The following is a 19,099-nucleotide window of genomic DNA, read 5'->3' on the forward strand; positions in this document are numbered from 1 at the left end:
TCAATGAATAAATCCAGCCTTATTATTTTCTTACTGCTTGTTGGTTTTGCAACCATGCGAACTGAGGTTAATTTTGCTCAGACAGCAAAGAGTCGTGCCCAATTAGAAAAGGAAAAAGAAGCTGTTGAGAAACGCTTATTGGAATTTGATAAAATCCTTAAACAAACTGCCGAGTCTAAGCGAGTTTCACTTGGCCAATTGAGCGCTGTATCCAAGCAGCTTGAAACAAGAGTTACTTATATCAGGACTTTGAGCTCCGAGGTAGCACTGATCAACAAAGAAATCACAGAGACCGAAGGTCGAATCAAAGCACTTGAAAATGATTTGAAAAATTTAAAAGAAGAATATGCCAAGATGGTCTACACTTCTTCTAAGCTCAATCAAGGCTTGACCATGACTACTTTTGTTTTTAGCTCCAGCACATTCAAGCAATTCTACATGCGACTCAAATATCTCAAGCAATATACCGACGCGAGAAAGAAGCAAGTAGAACAAATTGAAAAGGTAACTGCTGATCTAGCTGCGCAAAGAATCAGACTGGAAGATAAAAAAGAAGAAAAACAACAAGTCATCAATAAAGAAGAAGAACAAAGAAGACAACTGGCCAGATCTAGGACAGATCAACAAAAAATAGTAAGCACCCTTGAAAGGCAGGAAGTTGACCTTAGAAAGAAAATCGCCGAAGCAAAAAAGCAACAACAGAATCTTAATAACCTTATAAAAAGAGCCATTGAGGAAGAGATCAGAAGAGCGGAAGCAGAAGCAAAAAAAGCAAACTCAACTGCCACCAAAGCCTCTGGAAGCTCAATTCCGCTGACACCAGAAGCTGCTGCACTTTCAAATTCATTTGCAGGAAACAAAGGAAAACTTCCTTGGCCTGTAGAGTCTGGATTTATTTCAAAAAGATTTGGAACACACCCACACCCCACTCTCAAGGGCATAGTCGAAGACAATGATGGTGTGGACATTCAGACCAATCCTAATGCTCAGGTACGAGCAGTATTTGACGGAGAAGTAACTAAGGTTGCCACTGTCCCTGGCTATGGAGGCACTATCTTGATCAAACATGGGGAGTACTACACCATGTACAGCAAACTAAAAGTTGTATCTGTCAAAAGTGGAGACAAGGTCAAAGCAAAACAAGTCATAGGGCAAGTTTACACTAACAAGGAAGGAGTTGCTGAGGTACACTTCGAAACTTGGAAAGGCTTACAGCCTCTAGATCCATCCACTTGGCTTGCTGGCCGATAGACAGTAATAATTCGTATATTTATAAAAAAAGAAGAATAACAGACCGTTAATCCTTTGTGATAGCGTGGTACTGTTATATCTTTGTATCATATTCAAAATCTAAATAATAAGATCATGACTACATTAGGTTTTATCGGAGGAATGAGCCCAGGATCAATGATCCTTATCATCTTGGTGATTGTGCTATTCTTCGGTGCCAAAAGAATCCCTGAATTAGCAAGAGGATTGGGTAGAGGAATAAGAGAGTTCAAGGATGCTACTAAGGAAATCCAAAACGACCTAGAAGATGGGTTGAAGGATGACAAAAAGAAAAAAGACTAAAACAATTGAACATTGGAAAAATTCCTTTCATTTGACGATATCAAACGATCGCTTGAAAACAAAGAAACAGATTGCAAGGCGATTGTAAATTACTATCTCAAAAACATTCAGACGAAGGCGCACTTAAACGCCTTCGTTGAAGTTTATACGGATTCCGCTTTGGAGCAAGCGGCACTAGTCGACGAGAAGATCGCCTCTGGCAAAGCCGGCCGATTGGCAGGTATGGTGATCGGTATCAAAGATGTACTTTGTTATCAAAATCATGAAGTCAATGCTTCAAGTAAAATTTTAGAAGGCTTCGAATCCCAGTTTACCGCAACAGCCGTCCAAAGACTAATAGATGAAGATGCCATCATCATCGGAAGACTCAATTGTGACGAGTTTGGTATGGGAAGCTCCAATGAAAACTCTATTCACGGAAAGACACTCAACGCAGCAGATGAATCACGTGTGCCAGGAGGATCTTCTGGGGGATCGGCAGTAGCCGTTCAAGCAAACCTATGTACCGTTTCTTTAGGAACAGATACGGGTGGATCAGTACGTCAACCGGCAGCATTTACAGGTTTGGTTGGTATCAAGCCTACTTACTCTAGAGTTTCAAGATGGGGATTGATTGCCTATGCCTCTTCCTTTGATACGATAGGGGTATTTTCTAGAAACGTTCCAGACAATGCGCTCGTGATGCAAATTATGGCTGGACCAGATGACTTTGATAGTACAGCTTCTAGAAAACCAGTCCCTGCCTTCAGTGAACTATTGCATTTTGAGAAAAGGGTTAAGATAGCCTACCTCAAAGAAACCATCGAATCTCCTGCCCTTCAGCCAGAAATCAAGACCAACACACTTGCCATACTAGACAAATTAAAGCAAGAAGGTCATCAGGTTGATGAAGTGAATTTCCCATTGTTGAAATATATCCTACCAACATATTATATCCTGACAACAGCCGAAGCCAGTTCTAACCTTTCAAGATTTGATGGGGTAAAGTATGGTTACAGAACGCCAAACGCTCACAATCTTGAAAGCATGTACAAGATGACCCGTTCTGAAGGCTTTGGAGAAGAAGTAAAGAGAAGAATTATGCTAGGCACATTTGTACTCAGTGCCAGTTATTATGACGCCTATTTTACGAAAGCTCAAAAAGTCAGAAGGTTGATCAAGGAGTTCACTGAAGATTTATTGAGCAAATATGACTACATCATTATGCCGACTACGCCATCTACAGCGTTTAAGTTTGGAGAGCATAGTGATGATCCTGTTGCCATGTATTTGGAAGATTTGTATACTGTTCAAGCTTCCGTATCTGGAGTCCCTTCCTTGTCTATTCCAAATGGGGTGGATGAATCAGGACTTCCAATTGGGTTACAGATCATGGCCAATAGCTTCAAAGAAGCTGAGCTTTATGCATTTGCTAATTACTTGACAAAATCCAATTCTAACTAATAAATTTTCTGACCATGAAAAAAAACCTTAAGTCAATCGCTCTGACCGCTTTATCGGTTTTGTTTGGTTCTACTTTTCTTTATGGTCAGGAAATTTTTGACATCAATACCTTAGGCATTACCGAAGAGACCATTACCCCCAATTATCAATTCGAATACATCCCTGATTTCACCTATGACGATGTAGCACGAAAGATCAAGACAATGGAAACTGACATGCCTTTTGAGTTGAATGACAGGATTTTTTCATTTATTAACTATTTCGCAGTTAGAAATAGGGACTACACCAAGATGGTACTTGAAAGAGAAGCAATTTACTTCCCGATGTTTGACGAAGTACTTGCAAAACATGACATGCCATCTGACATTAAATACTTAGCTATCATTGAATCAGGTCTAAATCCACGAGCCAAATCTAGAGTTGGTGCCATGGGCTTATGGCAATTTATGCCAGCCACTGGAAGAATGTATAATCTCCACGCTAACTATGATATTGACGACCGCATGGATCCAGAATTAGCAACTGATGCTGCTGCCAAATACCTAAAATCTTTATACAAGATGTTTGGAAACTGGGAGCTGGCTCTTGCTGCATACAATTGCGGACCAGGAAACGTCAGAAAAGCTATCCGAAGATCAGGAGGAAAGCAGACTTTTTGGGGAGTCTATGACTATCTACCAAGAGAAACCAGAAGCTATGTACCTCAATTTCAGGCCATCATGTATTTGATGCGCCACGTGGAGGATCATAACTTGTATCTAGAAGAACCTACCTACCCTATCGCTTACAGCAAAATTCAATTCAATCAAGAGCTAGACTTAGAACAATTGGCAGCTCTGTCGGGAATCTGTATAGAAGATCTTGAAAAATTAAACCCTTCCATTCAAAACAGACTGATTCCTGCATCGCACAAACATCTGGCGCTGAAGGTTCCTGCTTCCAAAGCCTCTTTGATAGCCGAAAACAAAGCTGAATTCAAAGAAGCAGTAGCTTTGACCAACGAGCGTATTGTAGAACTAAGAACTACAGTAGCTGCTGAATCTGGAATCAAAGCCACAGCAGTACCAACAGGAGATTTGATCACCTATAAAGTGAAATCTGGTGATGTCCTAGGCAGTATTGCTCAAAGACATGGCACCACAGTGACTAACATCAAAAACTGGAATAATCTGAGTTCAAATACTATCAGAGTGGGACAAAATCTGAAAATCTATTCCAATAAGCCAATAAGTAACCCTACTAATGTAACCTTGGCAGAAAACTCGATTAGTACTAACGGAAGTGGATCCAAAGTATACACAGTGCAGCCTGGTGATTCTTTATGGCTGATTTCTAAAAAACTGAATGGTGTCACCATTGATCAAATCAAAAAGTTGAATAACCTCAACTCCAATCAAATCAAACCGGGTCAAAAATTAATCATTGGTTAAATCAACTATTTATTTTTTAATTACTTATTAATTAGTTAATTTAAGACTCAATTAAGACTTCATCCATTATGAAAAAAATCAATAGACTACTCCCTCTAGTAAGTTTGCTATTCCTTGCGATGGCATTTTGGGCATGCGAAGAAACAGAAGAGAATAAAAATTCCAAAAAACCTAAAGCGAGAGGAGCTATAGGTGAGATCATTATCGCAATAGATTCTGCCAAATGGCAAGGTCAAGTGGGTGATGCGCTCAAGGACATCTTTGAAGCAGATGTCAAAGGACTAATCCGAGACGAGAGCATGTTTACCGTCAGAAGAGTCGATCCCAGAGCCATGACTAGAATTTTGAAAATGGCCACTAACATAGTCTACGTCACTACATTTGATGACCGATCTTCTGCTAGCCAAAACATAAATGCCCTTTTCAGCAAAGAGGCCAAAGAAAAAGCAAATGCAGACCCTTCTCTTTATATGTTGAGAAGTGCTGACGAATATGCTGTTGGTCAAGAATTGATATACCTATTTGGTAAAAATGATCAAGAATTGATTTCGAATCTACGGGCTAATAAAAATAAATTACAGAATCTATTTCATGTTAGAGAGAGAGATCGGTTAGAAAAAGCTTTGCTTGCTAGAAAAAGTTCTGCAGCAAGAGTGGCTGGTGAAAAATTAGGGCTTTCTATAAATGTTCCTGCTTCTTATCAAGTTGCCAAAGCAGAAAATGATTTTTTATGGTTGAGACAACCTACACCTCGAACTGATAGAGCAGATATTAGCCTATTTTTTTACGAAATGGACTATACATCTGAGGATCAAGTATTCCCGGAGGAGATCATCAAACTCAGAGACAAAATAGCACAGGCACATCTGTATGGAGATCCCAATAATCGCAATTCATACCTAGTAATAGAGAAAGTAGATCCATCTCCTGTATTTAGTAACTTCAGGATAAATGATAACTTTGCGGTGGAAATTCGAGGGGGCTGGAAAACTAATAACTTATCCATGGGCGGTTCATTCCTTGCATATGTCATGGTAGACACAGAAAAGGGAAAGCTCTATTACATGGAAGGGTTTGTCTATTTCCCGAGCCAAAATCACCGAGAAGCTATCCGAGAAATAGAAACACTTCTATTGGCTACCGAAATTCTCCCTAAGGAAGAACAAGCTAGCTGATTTGACTAAACAATAAACCTTTATGGCGATTAAAATCAGAAAAGAAGACGCTTTAAATTACCACACTCAGGGAAGTCCTGGGAAAATCGAAGTAATCCCCACCAAGCCACTTTCTAGTCAACTAGATTTGGCACTTGCATACTCCCCAGGTGTAGCAGAACCATGCAAAGAAATCGAGGCAGACAAAGAGAATGTCTATAAATATACTGCAAAAGGTAACCTTGTTGCTGTAATTTCAAATGGTACTGCTGTATTAGGTTTAGGAGATATTGGACCAGAAGCTTCCAAACCTGTAATGGAGGGAAAGGGTGTCCTGTTCAAAAAATTCGCTGGTATTGATGTTTTTGACATTGAAATCGACGAAAAGGATCCTAAGAAATTAATTCAAATCATCAAGTCTCTAGAGCCAACTTTTGGTGGAGTAAACCTAGAGGATATCAAAGCTCCTGAATGTTTTGAAATAGAAACTACTTTGAAGCAGGAGATGAAAATCCCTGTAATGCATGATGATCAACATGGGACGGCTATTATCTCTGGAGCAGCTTTACTAAATGCCTTGGAAATAGTAGGAAAAAACATCGAAGATATCAGACTTGTAGTAAATGGAGCAGGAGCATCAGCTGTATCCTGTACCAGGTTTTACATGAGCCTTGGGGTAAAAAGAGAAAATATCGTGATGTGTGATAAGGAAGGTGCTATCCGAATGGACAGACCTGATTTAGATCTTATCAAAAGTGAATTTGCGACAAGCAGACAAGATATCAGAACGCTTACAGAAGCATTGACAGGAGCAGATGTGTTTTTAGGACTTTCTGCAGGCAATATTGTATCAGGTGATCAAATCAAATTGATGGCTCCAAATCCAATTGTATTCGCTTTGGCCAATCCTGATCCAGAAATCCCTTATGATGTAGCCATGGCCGCAAGAGAGGATTTGATCATGGCAACAGGTAGATCTGACTATCCAAACCAAGTCAACAATGTGCTAGGATTTCCATACATATTTAGAGGAGCCTTAGACGTAAGGGCTACTGCTATTAATGAAGAAATGAAACTAGCGGCTGCCAAAGCTATTGCCAAATTAGCAAAAGAACCAGTACCAGAGATAGTCAACAAGGCTTATGGTGACAACAAACTGGCTTTTGGCTCGACGTATTTGATTCCTAAGCCATTTGATCCAAGACTGATTACCACTATTTCTCCTGCCGTAGCCAGAGCAGCTATGGAATCTGGAGTAGCTAAGACAGCTATCACAGACTGGGAAGCCTATGAATTGGAACTTCAAGAAAGAATTGGCATTGATCAGAGATTGATGTCTAGAGTGATTTCAAGAGCTAAAAAAGACCCTAAACGAGTTGTTTTTGCTGAAGCAGACAATGTGAAAATCTTGAAAGCAGCACAAACTATTCGCGATGAAAAAATAGCTATCCCAATCCTATTGGGAAATGAAGAAAAAATCAATAGCCTAATAGAAGAAAATAAACTAGATCTGCACGATGTGTTGATTATAGATACTTATAAGCAGCCTGAAAAGCTTCAACTTTACGGCGATGTTCTTTTCAAGAAGCGTCAAAGAAAAGGTATCACACCTAAAGAGGCTACTAGATTGATGCGAGATAGAAACTATTTTGGAGCAATGATGGTGGAACTCGGTGAAGCAGACGCTTTGATCTCTGGTTTGACAAAAGATTACCCGAAAACTATCCTTCCATCTCTACAGGTGATTGGTGTAAAGCCAGGTACCGATAGAGTAGCAGGGATGTACATCATGAACACAGATAAAGGCCCTTATTTCTTTGCTGATACTACGGTCAACTTGAATCCAAGTGCTGAAGAATTGGTAGAAATCATAGGATTGACTGCCAATGGTGTCAAATTCTTTGATATAGAACCAAGAGTCGCTGTATTGTCTTACTCTAATTTTGGATCAGCAAAGGGTGAAACAGCAAGTAAAACTGCCAAAGCCACTGCACTTGCTAAACAAAAATTTCCAGATTTAGTGATAGAAGGAGAAATGCAAGCCAATGTAGCACTGAATGAAGAAATCCAAAAGGAAAATTATCCTTTCAGTGCATTGATCGGAAAGAGAGCGAATACATTGATTTTCCCTGATTTGAGCTCTGGTAATATTGCTTACAAATTACTTTCAGAAATAGGGAATGCTGAAGCAATCGGTCCAGTTCTTTTGGGAATGAACAAACCTGTTCATATATTACAGCTTGGAAGTTCTATCCGCGAGATTGTCAATATGGTGGCAATAGCCGTGGTGGATGCACAATCTGCAAGCTAATTATGATCGCATATCTCAAAGGAAGATTGGTCTTCAAAGACCCAACTTATGTAATTATTGATATCAATGGAGTAGGTTACCTAGTAAAGATTTCTTTACAGACATACTCCAAAATTAAAGACGAGGAGCAGGTAATGCTCCTCACTTTTTTGCATATCAAAGAGGACGCACATACCATCTATGGCTTCAAAGAAGAAGCTGAAAAAAAATTATTCCTTAACCTGATCTCTATCAGTGGCGTAGGCCCCAATACTGGGCTGATGATTCTATCTTCTCTGAGCAGCGAAGAACTTGAATCGGCTATCATTCAAGAAGACTTCAAAACCATTCAAAATGTCAAAGGTGTGGGTGCAAAAACTGCTCAAAGAATCGTATTAGAATTAAAGGACAAAGTTAAAAAAGACTCAATTTTGGATTTATCTACCAGTCAAACTGGATTCATGACCCAAAACAATAAAATCAAAGAGGAGGCGTTACAGGCTCTGATTACCTTAGGTTTTCCAAAAGCAACTGCAGAAAAAAATATTGCTACGATTTTGAAAAAAACAGGTTCGGAAATTTCCTTAGAAGATTTAATTAAAGCATCTTTAAAGTCAACTTAGTCATATAATTGATAAACAATTGAGCTTTTGTTCTAGCATTTTTTTACACCTCATCCGTGTCCGTATAATCACCCCAGCAATCTTAAGTTTTTTGTTGGGATGTATTATATTGTCCAATGCACAAGCACAACAAAGTCAAGAAGATACCACCCAAACCAAAGTAGACTCATTAGATGCAAGAAGGCGACTTCCTTCATTTTTACTTTGGCAAAATTTGAATACACGTCCCCTATTCCCTACTCAAGCACCGTTTAGATACCAATCACCTTTCTACCCGCTCAATCCTAATCAGGAAAGAATACAGGTTGAATTGGACTCTACACTCAGGTATAGCATCAGGGAGGAATTAGATTCTACGATCATCACTCCTGGTTTCATGTATGATTTTGATGATTATTCGAAGATGCAAGAGTATCGCTTGAGGCAGGAATATTGGAGAAACCGGTCCCGAGGAACAGATGGAGAAAGTGCTGTCAGTGGAAGAGGATTGATTCCACCTATGACGACAAGCCCTAGCTTTGATAGGATATTTGGGGGAAATGAAATCAACATTACTCCCACAGGGTATGTCAACCTCGACTTGGGAGCAATTTTCAGAAGGGTAGACAATCCATCAATTCCAATCCGACAGCAGCAAAATGGCGGCTTCAACTTCAATCAGCAAATTCAAATGAGTGTCAATGGCTCTTTGGGTGAGAAAATGAAGTTGGGAGCAAATTTTGACTCAAATAATTCCTTCGATTTCCAAAACCAATTGAAAGTTGAATATGCTGGATTTGAGGAAGATATCATCAAGTCAATAGAGATTGGTAACGTCAGCATGCCTGTTCAAAACAGTCTGATTCAAGGCGCTCAGAATCTTTTTGGAGTCAAAACACAATTACAATTTGGTAAACTATTTGTAACCGGCGTCGCATCTACACAAAGAGGCAGAAGAGATGAATTAATCATTGAAGGAGGAGGACAGGGAAGGTCGTTTGAAATCCAAGGTTCCGAATATGATGAAAACAGGCACTTCTTCTTAGGGCATTTCTTTAGAGACAATTATGAGCGATGGCTAAGAGGTCTTCCGCAGATTCTTTCTGGAGTGAATATCACTAGAGTAGAAGTCTATATCATGAATAGGGCTAATAATACCGAAACGCTTAGAAATTTTGCTGCTTTTATGGACTTAGGTGAAGGTCAGAGAATCTTCAAACCAGAAAACCCAAATATTGGCACTGGTACTCCTGGCACTCCGACAGCAAATAACTCTAATCTTCTTTACGAAAACCTTAATAGTAACTCAGCATTCCGACCATTTGACACAGGTTCTTCTGCCATCGAATCCAATCTAAATTTAGTCAGAGGAGTAGACTTTGAACAAGTCAATGGAGCGAGGAAATTAGCACCAACAGAATTCACTTTCAATAGAGAATTGGGTTATGTTTCTCTTTCTAGAAAATTGCAAAATGACGAGGTGCTTGCAGTAGCATATGAATATACTTGGAATGGAAATGTGTATAAAGTGGGTGAGCTTTCGGAAGATTATCAAAATAGACCAGAAGATCAGATCATTTTTATGAAAATGTTGAGACCTGCTCGTATCAACACTAGAATTCCTACCTGGGACTTGATGATGAAAAACGTCTACAACCTCAACGCTAGTCAAATTCAAAGAGATGGATTTCAACTTCAGGTTATATACCGTGATGATAGAACAGGTCTAGATAACCCAAGTCTTCTAGAGGGTCAGAATATCAAAAACATTCCACTAATTAGAGTTACTGGTTTAGATAATCTTAATCCTCAAAATGACCCCGCTCCTGATGGGAACTTTGACTTTATACCTGGCATCACCATTTTTCCTGAAAGAGGAATGGTCGTCTTCCCCGTTTTGGAACCTTTTGGGTCTACTTTGAGAAATAGATTTCTCCCAAGTGAAGCGGCCTTGATAGACAAGTTTGTTTATGATACACTTTATAGAACAACCCAAGCAGATGCAGAGTTGGTCACAAGACTAAATAAATACTTCATCAGAGGAAGATTGACCGCAGGTTCAGCTTCAGAGATCATGCTTCCTGGCCTTAATATTTCCCCTGGGTCAGTCATCGTGATGGCAGGAAATATCCCTCTTACAGAAGGTGTTGATTTTACTATTGATTACAATATCGGTAGATTGACTATCATCAATGAGGGGATTTTACAGTCAGGAAAAAGAATCAACATTTCATTTGAAAAAGCTGACTTGGTCTCTTTTCAGACAAGGAGTTTGTTAGGTACGAGGTTAGACTACATGTTTAGCGACAAATTCAATCTTGGAGGTACTTTCCTTTACTTGAATGAAAGACCTAATATCACGAGAATAGCAGCGGGTAGTGAAACATTAAGAAATAGTATGTGGGGCTTGGATGCCAACTACAGCGATGAATCCAGGTGGTTGACAAAGCTCGCTGATGCATTACCTTTTACCAATACCAAAGAAACATCACTCGTTCAGTTCAGCGGTGAATTTGCACAATTACTTCCAGGAACTTCCAACAGAGTAAACGGAGAACAAGCAGCCTACATCGATGATTTTGAAACTGCCATCACACCTTTCAACCTTGGTGGGGCGGCTGCCCAAAACTGGCACCTAGCAGCTACTCCAAAAACAGAGGACAATCAGTTTGACCTGAGTGATATGACTGAAGATAGGCTAGGAAATGCCTACAGAAGAGCAAGAGTAGCATGGTACAATATCGACAATGTATTCTATAGAGAATCGGGCCCAGGTGTACCTACTAATATCACCAGAGAAGATCGTCAAAACCACTATGTAAGGAGAGTTATCCCCCAAGAAATATTCCCTAGGAGAGATAGAGATGTGATTATTGTACCTGAGCCACTATTTGAGATGGCTTACTTCCCTCATGAAAGAGGGATGTACAATTACAACCCAAGTTTGACTAGCGAGGGATTACTTCCAAACCCAAGGAACAACTATGGTGGGGTGACTCGTGCTATCACGACAGAGGTAGATTTTGATAGGACTAACATTGAATACATAGAATTTTGGCTTTTGGATCCTTTCATCCAAGGTGAGAATGGACGTGTCATTGATGGTAGGTTCAACACGAACAACACCACAGGTGGTAAATTAAGATTCAACTTAGGGGATGTATCTGAAGATCTTATTAAAGATGGGAGACATGGCTTCGAAAATGGTCTGCCGGCTGATGGTGATCCAGCCAGTACAGCTACTACTGAATGGGGAAGAATCACAAGAGAACAATTTCTAATTCCTGCATTTGATAACTCTGCAGAAGCTAGAGCCAACCAAGATATTGGTTTAGATGGATTGAGAGATGCAGACGAGGCTGAGTTTTTCAGAGACAGATTTATCAACAGATTGAATGTGACTCAGAATGCTCTGAATGAAATTGTCAGAGATCCTTCAGCTGACAACTTTCAATACTATCTAGACGAAAATTTTGATCAGAACAATGTCAAAATCCTAGAGCGATACAAGAAATTCAATGGAATGGAAGGCAATACTCCAGTGACTGCCAACCAAAATTTGGCGTTTACTCCATCAGGTTCTAACCTTCCAAACAACGAAGACCTCAACAATGACAATACCATCAATGAACTAGAAAGTTACTATGAATATGAAATAGACCTTCGTCCAGGTCAACTTGAGGTAGGGCGAAACTATATCGTAGATAAAGTAACTGCCAATCAAAGTGGCGACGAAGTCAATTGGTATCTTTTCAGAATTCCCGTAAGAACTCCCGATAGAGTTGAAGGTGATATTTCAGGCTTCAAGTCTATCAGATTTATGAGAACATATCTTACGGATTTCGAACAACCTGTCGTGATGCGGATGGCCAACTTTAGATTAGTTGGATCCCAATGGAGGGTTTTCCAAGAGTCGCTATTCGAGAGAGGTTTTTTTGAAGTCCCTGAACCTGATAACTCTAATTTTACAGTTGGAGTAGTCAATATCGAAGAAAATAGCCAAGGTAGCGATACACAAAGCCCTTATGTACTTCCTCCAGGAATCACCAGAGATAGAGACAACCTTTCGACTGTAGAAAGGCAGCTCAATGAACAGTCTTTGAGACTTTGTGTGGAAGATCTTCAAGCAAGAGATGCTAGAGCTGTATTTAAAAACACCCGCCAAGACCTTGTACAGTTTGAAAGGCTGAAAATGTTCTTCCACGCAGACAGTGATGATGCAGAAGATGGTGAGCTTACAGCATTTTTGAGATTAGGGACTGATTATACGGATAACTACTACGAAATTGAGGTTCCGCTCAGAATTACTCCAAAAGGCACTAGAGACCCAAGACAAATTTGGCCGTTAGAAAACGAAATAGATATTGCCATTTCTGAAATCGTAGGAGTAAAAGTAGCTAGAGACAATCAGCGGGTACCATTGAATTTGGCATTTACCCAAGATATCAGACAATACAAGGTAACCGTAGTCGGCAGACCTGAGCTCAGCTTGGTACAAGGAATGATGATTGGTATTAGAAATCCCGGAGAATCTGGTACTGCTTCAAGATCTGTCTGTATTTGGGCGAATGAACTTCGAGCAACAGGATTTAATGAGTCAGCAGGCTGGGCTGCTAATGCCATCCTAAATGCAAAAATTGCAGATGTAGCGACCATATCTACATCTATCCGCCACAATACAATAGGCTTTGGTGGGCTAGAAACCAGATTGTCTCAAAGAGCAAGACAAGCAACTACTCAATATGATATCTCCGCAAATGTTAGTGTAGATAAACTACTTCCAGAAGCACTTAATGTAAGCATCCCAATGTATGTCAGCTTGGAAAATTCAAGTACAAGACCAGAATTTGATCCACTTAACCCTGATGTACCTTTTGAAGTAGCTTTGGGCAAATTCAATACTGACGCTGAGCGGGAACTTTACAGAAGTCAAGTACTGGACCAAGTAAAGAGGAGGAATATTGGTTTTACAAACATCCGAAAAAACCGAAACCCAGAAAAAGAGTTCAGTCGCATATACGATTTAAGTAACTTCTCCTTTACTTATGCATATGGATCTGTCCAACAAAGCAACATCAATACTGAATCATATAACTTTGAAACCTATGTAGGAAATATAGCCTACAACTATCAACCTAAACCTCTGAATTTTGAGCCTTTCAAAAATAGTGAAGGACTTAGTGGAAAGTATTTGAAGTTGATCAAGGATATAAATTTCAACTTCTCTCCCACTACAGTAGCTGCAAGAATTGATGTAGATAGAAGATTTATGCGTACCCAATACCGCAATGATCAGCTAACAACAGATGGAGTAGATCCTTTCTTTCAGAAAAGTTTCTTTATAAACCGATTCTATAATGTCAATTGGGACCTAACCAAAAATCTCAGGGTGGACTTTATGAGTCGTGTGATGGCAGTGATTGATGAACCTGAAGGGGATATAGATTCACAAGCTAAAATTGATTCTATCAGGTTCAATATTAGAAACCTCGGAAGAACTACCAATTACAATCATAGAGCAGATGTCAATTACAAGCTTCCTTTGAATAAAATCCCTGTACTAGACTGGGTAAGTTCAGACGTAAGGTATGCAGCAGAGTACACATGGATGACCGGTGCTATTGGTCAAAGAGATACTTTGGGTAATGTCATTCAAAATACAAGGGAACAAGTATATCAAGGAAAGTTAGATTTCACCAAACTTTACAATAAAAACGCTAAATACAGGGCACTTACAGCTCCAAAAAGGCCTTCCATTCCTGGACGACCTTCTGTAAATGCGGAAGACACCATCGGGACACCTTTTACCAACAAGTTGATAAAGTTCCTGACCATGGTCAAAGATATCAACTTCAGGTACTCCATCGTAGAAGGGACATTCCTTCCAGGCTACATGGAAAATACAGGTTTGCTCGGACTAGACCGGAGCTTCTTGAATCCTGGTTTTGGATTCATCATGGGAAGTCAAAACCCTGGTGTGAGATTTGGACTAGCAAACAACGGACTAATGGCTCCTAGTGCAGAACTTACACAACAGTTTAGACAAAACCAGGCTAAAAACCTTCAAATTTCGGGGCTTGCTGAGCCATTCAAAGATTTTAGAATCAATCTAGAAGCAAGAAAGAGAGAATCAGGGGAATACAGCGAGATATTCAGAAATTCTGCAACAAATCCTGGAGAATTTAATCCAATTAGTCCTAATAGAATGGGAGGATACAGCATTACTTACTCTATGATCAGGACTACCTTCGCTAGAGATGACAGAAACAACAACTCACCTTTATTTGACAACTTTACCATTTTCAGAAGCATCATTCAGAGCAGATTAAATGCAGCTAACCCTGGAGGAGAATACAGCGCAAATGGTCAAGATGTGCTTGGTCTAGCATTTTTGGCAGCCTATGGAGGCAAAGATCCTGCTACCATGAATCTGAATCCTTTCCCTAGAATCCCATTACCAAACTGGAGAGTGGACTATAGAGGATTATCCCAGATCCCAGCATTACGGGAATATTTTTCCAGTATCAACATTACCCATGGTTATTCTTCTACTTACGAGGTAAGTAATTTCTCCAATTCATTGCTTTACCAAAGTGGTTTAGAACTCTTCAACTCAATCCAAAATATACCTGGAGCAACATTAACCAATGAGTTTGGTGAATACATTCCGATTTTTGTCCTCAATCAAGTCATTCTGACAGAAAGGTTCTCTCCATTAATTGGAGTAGACTTCCTGACAAAAGATCGATTGAATATTTCTGTAGAATATAATTCTGAAAGGAATTTAGGATTGAATTTTTCCAACGCTCAAGTAACTGAACAAAGAAGTAGAGATTTTGGATTTGACCTTGGCTACACCAAATCTGGTGTGAAAATTCCATTCAAGATTCAAGGCCGACAGGAAGTATTAGAAAATGACTTGCAGCTGAGAATCAATACAAGGGTAGTAGATACCAGACAAATCCAGCGAAAAATAGATGAAAGGAGTACAGTTACGAATGGAAACCTCAATATTCAAATCAGACCTACTGTAGGATATGTGATCAATCAAAATCTCAACATCACGCTATATTTTGACAGAACTATCAACGATCCAAGGGTAACTACTGCCTTTAGAAGAAGTTCTACTGCCTTTGGTGGACAATTAAGATTTAATTTATCTCAATAGGTTTTATCATTTGCTTAAACCTTGTATTTTTGGGCAGCTTATAAACAAGAATATATGAATTTTCCAAAAGACCTAAAGTACACCAACGACCACGAGTGGGTAAAAGTGGATGGCGATATCGCTACAATTGGCATCACAGAATTTGCTCAGAGAGAGCTGGGGGATATTGTCTATGTAGAAGTAGAAACAGTAGGTGAAACAGTAGCCACAGGTGAAGTTTTCGGAACTGTTGAAGCTGTCAAAACTGTCTCCGATCTATTTATGCCGCTAGAAGGAGAAATTATCGAGTTCAACGAGGAGTTGGAATCTGCACCAGAGGTAGTTAATGAAGATCCATATGGCGCAGGGTGGATGATCAAGGTGAAGTTTTCTGGAGAACTTCCAGCAGAATTGCTTTCTGCTGATGCCTACGCAGAATTGATTGGTGCTTGATCAACTTAGAAAATACAGGATACTTCCTGCTGTAATTTGGCTGATCTTAATGCTTATCGCATTGCTCAGCCCCGGAGATCAAATACCAAAAACACCTGAAATCCCATTTAAAGACAAAATCGTCCACTTTGGACTGTTTTTTGTTCTTAACATATTATGGCTAAGGGTCCAAAACCGAAATAAGTGTGGTAAAAATTTTATTCGAAAATTTTTTACTATTTATTTAGTTTTTGGAGTTTTAATTGCTATATTAGTTGAATATTTGCAGCTGTATGTCCCTAATAGGTCTTTTGACTATCAAGACATCACCGCAAATATACTTGGAGGAACCGTTGGAATAATTTGTTTTTATATTTTATACAAGAAAGAATCCAAACTTGTATAAGTAAAAATAAATGGCTAGAATTGTTATCTCCAAAAGGAAAAAAGTTAATAACCTTTATAAAAGTAAACAACCATGGAAGCTAAGAAGACGCCAGAAGCAGATTTAACTAAGCGTTCGGGAATGTTCCTGAACTTGGGTCTGCTTGTCAGTGTGGGTCTAGTTCTGTTTGCTTTCGAATACAAGTCATTTGACGAACGTAATTTGAAAGACTTAGGACAAGTTGCCGACGATTTTGAGGAATTATTAGATATTCCGATCACGGAACAACCACCACCACCACCACCGCCAGTGGAGCAGCCAATCATTCAGGAAATCCCTGATGAAATTGAAATCGAAGAGAAGATTGAAGTAAACTTTGACGTTGATGTGAAAGAAGAAACAGTCATCAAGGAAATCGTGATCTCAGATGCTCCAGTTGTCGAAAAAGCAGACGAAATCTTCGACGTAGTGGAAAATGCTCCAAACCCTCCAGGGGGAATGGAAGGTTGGAACGAATACTTGAGAAAAAATCTTAAGTACCCAACTCAAGCTAGAAGAATGGGTATCGAAGGCACAGTATACGTAGTGTTCGTTGTGAATACTGATGGTTCAATCCAAGACGTAGAAGTACTAAGAGGTATCGGAGGTGGATGTGATGAAGAAGCTTTGAGAGTAGTTCAGAATGCTCCTAAGTGGGAACCTGGAAAACAAAGAGGTAGACCAGTGAGGGTTAGAATGAGACTTCCAATCAGATTCAAACTTGGATAAAATATTTAAAGGGGCTTTAGCCCCTTTTTTTATGCTTTTTCTTCAAAGATTGGATTGAAAAACTATCCATATTTTTCAACTATACTTGGTGAATAACCTATATTATTAAATTATTATTTATTTTTTTAGTTTATCTAATTATTTTTAACTAACTTTTATTTACAATCAAGTCTTCAAATTGAACATTGACCGTAAACACCCACATGGTCTATCAATAAAGATTGATTTGAATCATTCTTCATCATCTAAATTTGAAATCATGGAAACCAAGAAATTGCCAAAAGCAGATTTGACTACAAAATCAGGAATGTTCTTCAACATTGGATTAGTCATCAGTATTTCCCTTGCACTATTTGCCTTTAATTACAAGGTTTACGAAAAAGAGAGTATTTTCCATGCTTCTTCATTGGATATCAATGTTGAAGAAATGATAGAAATCCCAATCACAAATCAAACACCACCTCCACCCCCTATAGAGCAACCAATAATAAAAGAGATGCCCAATGAAATCGAAGTGGAAAAATTTGACTTCGTCATTGATGTAGACGTTCCAGATGAAATAGTGATCAGTGACATCGAAATCGCTCCTCCACCGATTGAGGATGTTGAAACCATATTTGATATTGTTGAATCAGCACCCCTGCCAGCAGGAGGTATGAGTGCATGGAATGAATACTTGCAAAAAAATCTAAAATACCCAACCCAGGCAAGACGTATGGGAATCGAAGGGACGGTAATTGTCGTCTTTGTGGTCAACATAGACGGGTCCATTCAAGACTTAGAAGTACTGAGAGGCATTGGTGGTGGATGCGATGAAGAAGCTTTGAGGGTCATCAAAAACGCCCCAAAATGGGAACCTGGCAAACAAAGAGGAAAGCCTGTTAGAGTGAGAATGAGAATGCCTGTCAGATTCAAGCTAGGCTAAATTCAAAAAACGAAGTCTATCTGAATATTCACTTAGATAGACTTCGTTTCCTTTAAGTTTTTATTTATCAAAGAATATTCAAAGACTGCTCTTTGATCTTTTCCAACTCGTCCTTCATCACGATTACATATTTCTGCATAGAAGCATCGTTTGCTTTAGACCCGATGGTATTGATTTCTCTGCCAATTTCCTGACAGATAAACCCAAGCTTTTTTCCTTGTCCTGTACCTTCTTTTAGGTTTTTCTCAAAGTAATCTAAGTGGGTACCCAATCTTACGATTTCTTCTGTGATATCTACCTTTTCAAAATAATAAATGAGCTCCTGTTCGAATCTGTTCTTATCAAAATCATTCTCTTCAAGCCACTCTTTAAAATTATTTCTGATCCGCTGCCTGATTCGTTCCTTTCGAATTGGATCTTCAATTTTAATATTCTTGAGACCATCCCTTAAAACTTCTAGGTTTTCATCGAACTTTCTTTCCAAAACTTCTCCCTCATCAGTTCTAAAAGCATCACAATGGATCAAGGCTTCATCTATCACTTTCTTTACTACTTCCCAATCCTCTGAACTATTTGACTTTTCAATGGACTGAGTCATAACATTTGGAGATTGAATGGCTAGCTTGAATAAATCATCACTAGTAGCACCTACCAATTCCGACAAGGCAAGGTATTTTTGATAATAAGCAGCAAACAATGGTTCATTAAATCCGACAGGAAGTTCTTCTCCAGATTTTTTGGAAAATTCAATAGTAATATTGACTTTCCCTCTTTCTAATCTTGTACTTACAAGATTTCTGATTTCCAATTCTTTGTCTGAAAATTGCTTGGGACTTCTGATGGATAGATCGAGAAATTTTGAATTCAAAGTTTTCACTTCCACACTTACTATGAAAGCTTCATCTTCAAAACCGGCCAATCCATAGCCTGTCATTGACTTAAGCATAAAGG

At 39.2% G+C, this 19,099-nt stretch carries 13 protein-coding genes; 12 read left to right on the plus strand and 1 reads right to left on the minus strand.

Translation table 11 applies throughout. From position 1 onward, the window contains the following. The first annotated feature begins 3 nt into the window (after positions 1 to 3). The 12 genes from CHB66_RS14005 (at position 4) to CHB66_RS14060 (ending at position 18,148) form a co-directional block, all read left to right on the plus strand. Positions 4 to 1,251 (plus strand): murein hydrolase activator EnvC family protein, encoded by a 1,248-nt coding sequence (locus tag CHB66_RS14005; protein WP_089242023.1) that lies wholly within the window; start codon positions 4 to 6, stop codon positions 1,249 to 1,251. Positions 1,252 to 1,365: 114 nt separating this feature from the next. Beyond that, positions 1,366 to 1,572, plus strand: coding sequence for a twin-arginine translocase TatA/TatE family subunit (tatA, locus tag CHB66_RS14010; protein WP_076500605.1), 207 nt, complete (start codon positions 1,366 to 1,368; stop codon positions 1,570 to 1,572). Between the two features lie 12 nt (positions 1,573 to 1,584). Continuing rightward, the gene (gatA, locus tag CHB66_RS14015) at positions 1,585 to 3,015 is read left to right on the plus strand and encodes an Asp-tRNA(Asn)/Glu-tRNA(Gln) amidotransferase subunit GatA (RefSeq protein ID WP_089242025.1); all 1,431 of its coding nucleotides are present in this window, start codon (positions 1,585 to 1,587) and stop codon (positions 3,013 to 3,015) included. A 14-nt stretch (positions 3,016 to 3,029) separates the two neighbouring features. Beyond that, positions 3,030 to 4,445, plus strand: coding sequence for a lytic transglycosylase domain-containing protein (locus CHB66_RS14020; RefSeq protein WP_089242027.1), 1,416 nt, complete (start codon positions 3,030 to 3,032; stop codon positions 4,443 to 4,445). 68 nt (positions 4,446 to 4,513) lie between these two features. Further along, complete coding sequence (locus CHB66_RS14025) at positions 4,514 to 5,620, plus strand: DUF4837 family protein (protein ID WP_089242029.1); 1,107 nt, start codon at positions 4,514 to 4,516, stop codon at positions 5,618 to 5,620. A gap of 22 nt (positions 5,621 to 5,642) precedes the next feature. After that, positions 5,643 to 7,910, plus strand: a complete 2,268-nt coding sequence (locus CHB66_RS14030) for an NADP-dependent malic enzyme (protein ID WP_089242031.1) — start codon at positions 5,643 to 5,645, stop codon at positions 7,908 to 7,910. Between the two features lie 2 nt (positions 7,911 to 7,912). After that, entirely contained in the window at positions 7,913 to 8,512 is a 600-nt protein-coding gene (gene ruvA, locus CHB66_RS14035) for a Holliday junction branch migration protein RuvA (RefSeq protein ID WP_089242033.1), read from the plus strand. 91 nt (positions 8,513 to 8,603) lie between these two features. Beyond that, positions 8,604 to 15,659: a T9SS outer membrane translocon Sov/SprA gene (gene sov, locus CHB66_RS14040; RefSeq protein WP_170932501.1), complete on the plus strand. Its 7,056-nt coding sequence runs from the start codon at positions 8,604 to 8,606 to the stop codon at positions 15,657 to 15,659. A 54-nt stretch (positions 15,660 to 15,713) separates the two neighbouring features. Beyond that, positions 15,714 to 16,091 carry a glycine cleavage system protein GcvH gene (gene gcvH, locus CHB66_RS14045; RefSeq protein ID WP_089242134.1) on the plus strand — a complete coding sequence of 126 codons (378 nt, stop codon included), beginning with the start codon at positions 15,714 to 15,716 and terminating at the stop codon, positions 16,089 to 16,091. Then, positions 16,084 to 16,476, plus strand: coding sequence for a VanZ family protein (locus CHB66_RS14050; protein ID WP_245812737.1), 393 nt, complete (start codon positions 16,084 to 16,086; stop codon positions 16,474 to 16,476). Before gcvH ends, CHB66_RS14050 begins: the two co-directional genes overlap by 8 nt. A 72-nt stretch (positions 16,477 to 16,548) precedes the next feature. Continuing rightward, positions 16,549 to 17,223 carry an energy transducer TonB gene (locus tag CHB66_RS14055; RefSeq protein WP_089242035.1) on the plus strand — a complete coding sequence of 225 codons (675 nt, stop codon included), beginning with the start codon at positions 16,549 to 16,551 and terminating at the stop codon, positions 17,221 to 17,223. A gap of 259 nt (positions 17,224 to 17,482) precedes the next feature. After that, positions 17,483 to 18,148, plus strand: coding sequence for an energy transducer TonB (locus CHB66_RS14060; protein ID WP_089242037.1), 666 nt, complete (start codon positions 17,483 to 17,485; stop codon positions 18,146 to 18,148). 67 nt (positions 18,149 to 18,215) lie between these two features. On the opposite strand, the gene CHB66_RS14065 is transcribed toward CHB66_RS14060, so the two are convergent. Further along, a complete protein-coding gene (locus CHB66_RS14065) occupies positions 18,216 to 19,094 on the minus strand; it encodes a YicC/YloC family endoribonuclease (protein ID WP_089242039.1) in 879 nt (292 codons plus the stop codon). Positions 19,095 to 19,099: the final 5 nt, after the last annotated feature.

This window comes from Belliella buryatensis (genome assembly GCF_900188245.1).
GTDB lineage: Bacteria > Bacteroidota > Bacteroidia > Cytophagales > Cyclobacteriaceae > Belliella > Belliella buryatensis.